This is a genomic window from Nitrosophilus sp. (assembly GCF_982775275.1).
This window is the reverse complement of sequence record NZ_CEXZHP010000130.1, coordinates 1-4,356: the sequence shown is the minus strand read 5'-3', so window position 1 is coordinate 4,356 and position 4,356 is coordinate 1. Positions and strand designations below refer to the sequence as shown.

General features: G+C 31.5%; 4 protein-coding genes and 1 pseudogene. 3 read left to right on the top strand and 2 right to left on the bottom strand.

Going from position 1 to position 4,356, the window contains the following annotated elements:
- Positions 1–257: pseudogene (locus tag AC30RD_RS06690) on the bottom strand (sodium:proton antiporter NhaD); the annotation flags it as partial.
- Positions 258–277: 20 nt separating this feature from the next.
- The gene (gene nadB / locus AC30RD_RS06685) at positions 278–1,714 is read right to left on the bottom strand and encodes an L-aspartate oxidase (protein ID WP_489493616.1); all 1,437 of its coding nucleotides are present in this window, start codon (positions 1,712–1,714) and stop codon (positions 278–280) included.
- Positions 1,715–1,806: 92 nt separating this feature from the next.
- Between nadB and AC30RD_RS06680 the strand changes: the two genes are divergently transcribed.
- The 3 genes from AC30RD_RS06680 to AC30RD_RS06670 form a co-directional block, all read left to right on the top strand.
- Positions 1,807–2,259: a DUF721 domain-containing protein gene (locus AC30RD_RS06680; protein ID WP_489493615.1), complete on the top strand. Its 453-nt coding sequence runs from the start codon at positions 1,807–1,809 to the stop codon at positions 2,257–2,259.
- Entirely contained in the window at positions 2,243–4,054 is a 1,812-nt protein-coding gene (gene uvrC / locus AC30RD_RS06675) for an excinuclease ABC subunit UvrC (protein ID WP_489493613.1), read from the top strand. Before AC30RD_RS06680 ends, uvrC begins: the two co-directional genes overlap by 17 nt.
- Before the next feature lie 93 nt (positions 4,055–4,147).
- A partial coding sequence (locus AC30RD_RS06670; protein WP_489493612.1) for a PAS domain S-box protein occupies positions 4,148–4,356 on the top strand: 209 nt, incomplete at its 3' end.

Sequence of the window (4,356 nt, the reverse complement as noted above, 5' to 3'; positions counted from 1 at the left end):
GCGACAAAAAGGAAAAAGAAGATTTCGGCTATCTCTAAAATCAGCTTTTCCATCTCATGATGCAAAGGATCGGGATCAAGACCGTTTATACTAAAATAGATCCCAATTATCATAAACATCAATGTCCCTATCAATAAAGCGGGCTTTGCCTTGTTCATATGAAACTTCTCTTCGGCCGCTATAAAGTAGTAACCGACGATAAAAATTATAAAAGAGAGATATCCAACCCAGCTGTGAGTGAAATCAAGTCCATGCATACCAATCCTTTTATTTTGATTTAGTTTTCTATATAGTGCGCCCCGATCGATTCTTTTCTATTTAAGGCGGCTTTTACTATCTCTTTTGCAGTTAGAACTCTTAGTTTTAAAAATCTGCCGATATCTTTTTTTTCGATATCTTCTATAATATCGGCGGCTTCTTGCAAATCTTTAATGTTTCTAATAATTCCAACTTTATCCCACATGGTTTTTCTAAGAAGGTTTTTCATCTTTTTATCTATATTTTTTACCAAAAGTGTTTGATTTATTAGAAATTTTTTCTCTTTAAAATCTATCTCTTGCAATAAAGAGTCCTCAACGGCTCTTTTTGAAAAAACAAGACCCTCTAGCAAAGAGTTGCTTGCAAGCCTGTTTGCTCCATGAACTCCGCTACAGGCAACCTCTCCTATGGCATAAAGGTTTTTAAAACCTTTCACTTTTGAATAATAATCAACTTCAATCCCTCCCATCATAAAATGAAAAGCCGGAGAAATTGGCACTTTTTCTTTTGGTACATCAAATCCAAGCTCTTGAAAATTTTTATAAATAGTTGGAAACCTGTGTCTAAAAAAGCTTTCTTCAAAATTTTCAAAAGATAAAAATACCTGGTGCCCCATCTGTTTATATTTATAAATGGCTCTACTTACTATATCTCTTGGAGCAAGCTCTCCACGTGGGTCAAAATCGAATAAAAATCTTTTTCCCTTCTCATCAACAACCGTTGCTCCCTCGCCTCTTAAGGCTTCTGTAAGCAGTAGTTTTCTAGCCTTTTTGCTTTTTATAAAAACCGTAGGATGAAATTGAGTAAACTCCATATCCTTTAATCTTATGCCTTTTTCCAAAGCGATTCCGTGAATATCGGCACTTATCGTTTTGGCGTTCGTGTGATATTCATATAAAGAACCTATACCTCCGCTACTTAATATAACGTTTTTTGCGTAGATATTTTGAAGGGTTCCTTTATATCTAACACTTACTCCATAGACCAGATCGTTTTCGCATAAAATATCTGTTACTACCGCTCCTTCTAAAACCTTATGAGAAACGCTTTTCATTAAAAAAATATGAAGCCTTCTTCCGGTAGCGTCTCCGCCGGCGTGCAAAATCCTTGGGGTAGAATGGGCGGCCTCTTTCGTAAAAAGCAGATTTCCTTCATCATCTTTATCAAACTCAAATCCCCTCTCAATCAAATCGTTAATAACGAGTATACTATTTGAGCATAAAATCTCTACAGCCTCTTTATCACAAAGACCTGCACCGGCTTTAATAGTATCTTCGATATGAACTCTTATATCTTCCCTGTCTTTGGCTGTGGAAATCCCTCCTTGAGCGTAAAAGGTGTTACACTCCCAAAGAGGGTCTTTTGAAATAATCAAAACATTTTTGTTTTTAGGGATGTTTAGAGCCGCATAAAGTCCGGCAATCCCAGCACCAACGATTATATAATCATATCTCATTATCTACTTCTTTCTTTTTTGACCGGGTAGTAGGGATCGGCTTTATGTCCGCAACCCCAGACAAAAAAAAGTAAAACTGATATAATAACGATATGAAAAACGTTAAATCTATCTTGAATCATATCTTTCCTAAAAATAGTAAATTAAACGAACATAGATGTTTTAATAAAATTTTATCACTATTTCCCAAAATTTTAAAAGAGCACACTCTTTTTTGCTATAAAAAAGATGAAACGCTCTTTTTCGTTATAGATCATCCCGGAATAAAAATGGAATTTAATTATAATAAAAATCTAATAAACGAACTATTAAATATAGCTAAAAATAGCATTTTAGAGTGTAAAGATATAAAGATAAAAAATTATAAAGTATATGTAAGTAACAAATTTATACAAAAAAGTGAACAAAAAGAGAAAAAAATGAACTTTTTTTATGAAAAATCGAGCGGCAAATTTAAAATATTTTCTCAAAACGAAGATATAAAAAAGATTTTTGAAAATATAAAAAAAGAGATAAAAAAGCTAAAAGATGAAGATATTGATTGAAAAATTAAAAAAACTTCCCGACTCTCCAGGAGTATATCAATTTTTTGATAAAGAGGGAAAGCTTTTATATGTAGGAAAGGCAAAAAGTTTAAAAAACAGGGTAAAAAGCTATTTTAGATTTACCCCTGAGCTTTCTCCATCCGTTAATCTTTCTCCAAGAATCTACAAAATGGTAAGCGAAACTAAAAATTTAGAATACATTTTGGTAGATAACGAAAATGACGCACTTATTTTGGAAAACTCCCTTATAAAACAGCTCAAACCAAAATATAACATACTTTTAAGAGATGATAAAACATATCCTTATATTTATATAGATCTTGCACAAGATTATCCAAGATTTGAAATAACAAGAAAAGTAGTAAAGGGTAAAAAAATAAAATATTACGGACCTTTTAGCGTCGGGGCTAAAGATATTTTAGAATCCATTTACGAACTTTTTCCCCTCGTTCAAAAAAAGGGGTGTCTAAAAAGCAAAAAAGCCTGTCTTTTTTATCAGCTAAAAAAGTGCCTCGCCCCTTGCGAAGGTAAAGTTTTACCAAAAGAGTATAAAAATATCGTTGATGAAGCAATAACTCATATATTGGATAAAAAACTTTTAATTAAAAAACTTGAAGATAAAATGTTTGAACTATCCAAAAATCTAAGATTTGAAGAGGCGGCAATAATAAGAGATAAAATCCAAAGAATTAAAAAAAGTTATATACAAAGTAGCATAGATTTGGCAAAACTTGAAGATATAGATATTTTATATATAAAAGAAGATTTAAATAGAGCTGTTATTGTTAGGATGTTTATGAGGGAGGGAAAGGTAATATCAAGCTCTTCGAACCTTATAAAATTTGACAAAGATAGAGGATTTGATATAGATGAGGCCTATAAAAGAGCGATTTTGGAATTTTATAATATAGAGTCCCCTTTTATTTCAAAAAAGATAATAGTAGGAAAAGATTTTTTACAAAAAGATGAGATAGAAAAACTTCTAAGAAAAAAATTTAATAAAAAAATATCCATAATCAATCCAAAAAAAGGGGAAAAACTAAATCTAATAAATCTTGCCAAATTAAACGCCCAAGAGATTTTAAAAAAAGAGAAAAAAGATAACGAAGATATTTTGGAAAAAATAAAAGAGCTCTTTGATTTGGAACATTTTCCATTTAGGATAGAGGTATTTGACAACTCCCATCTGCAAGGCAAAGAACCGGTCGGAGCGATGGTTGTTTATGAAGATAATAAATTTAAAAAAGATGGCTATAGACATTATAATCTATCTTTTAAAGATGAGTACAATCAAATGAAAGAGCTTTTAACAAAAAGAGTTCAAAGCTTTGAGAAAAATCCTCCTCCAGACCTTTGGGTGATAGACGGAGGAGAAGTTTTGAGAAATCTTGCAAGTCAGATATTAAAAAGCGTTGGGGTAAATATCGACGTAATAGCGATAGCTAAAGAAAAGATAGATGCAAAAGCGGTTAGAACAAAAGGAAGAGCTAAAGATATCATCTGCACTAAAAACGGCGTCTTAAGACTTCTTCCAACCGATAAAAGATTGCAATTTATCCAAAAATTAAGAGATGAAGCCCATAGATTTGCTATCAATTACCATAAAAAACAAAAAATTATTCACGATAAAGAGATATCTCTTTTAAAAGCCAAAGGAATAGGCGAGGCGAAATTAAAAAGGCTTTTGGATTTTTTCGGCTCATTTGAAAATATAAAAAATGCGTCTTTTGAAGATATTGCAACGATACTAAATGATAAAGACGCCAAAACTTTAAAAAATTTTCTATCTAACTAAGAATTAGTTATAAAAAAATATGTTATAGTTATTGGAAAATTTATCCAATTTTATCTGTTTTTTTTCGTTTTATTGTAAAAATAGGAGTATTTAGTGGAAAAACCTACACCTATTGATGAAGAATATATTTTTGATGATGGTGTGATAGTTAGTGAGACCGATTTAAAAGGTATTATAACTTATGCAAATAGAAAGTTTTGCGAAATCGCCGGATATGATAGGGAAGAACTTCTTGGAAAACCTCATAATATTATAAGACATCCGGATATGCCAAAAGCCGCATTTAAAGATATGTGGGAAAC

Bases quoted from the DNA above. Each gene is read 5' to 3' on its own strand.
- nadB (WP_489493616.1), bottom strand. From the start codon at position 1,714: ATGAGATATGATTATATAATCGTTGGTGCTGGGATTGCCGGACTTTAT.
- AC30RD_RS06680 (WP_489493615.1), top strand. From the start codon at position 1,807: ATGAAAAACGTTAAATCTATCTTGAATCATATCTTTCCTAAAAATAGT.
- uvrC (WP_489493613.1), top strand. From the start codon at position 2,243: ATGAAGATATTGATTGAAAAATTAAAAAAACTTCCCGACTCTCCAGGA.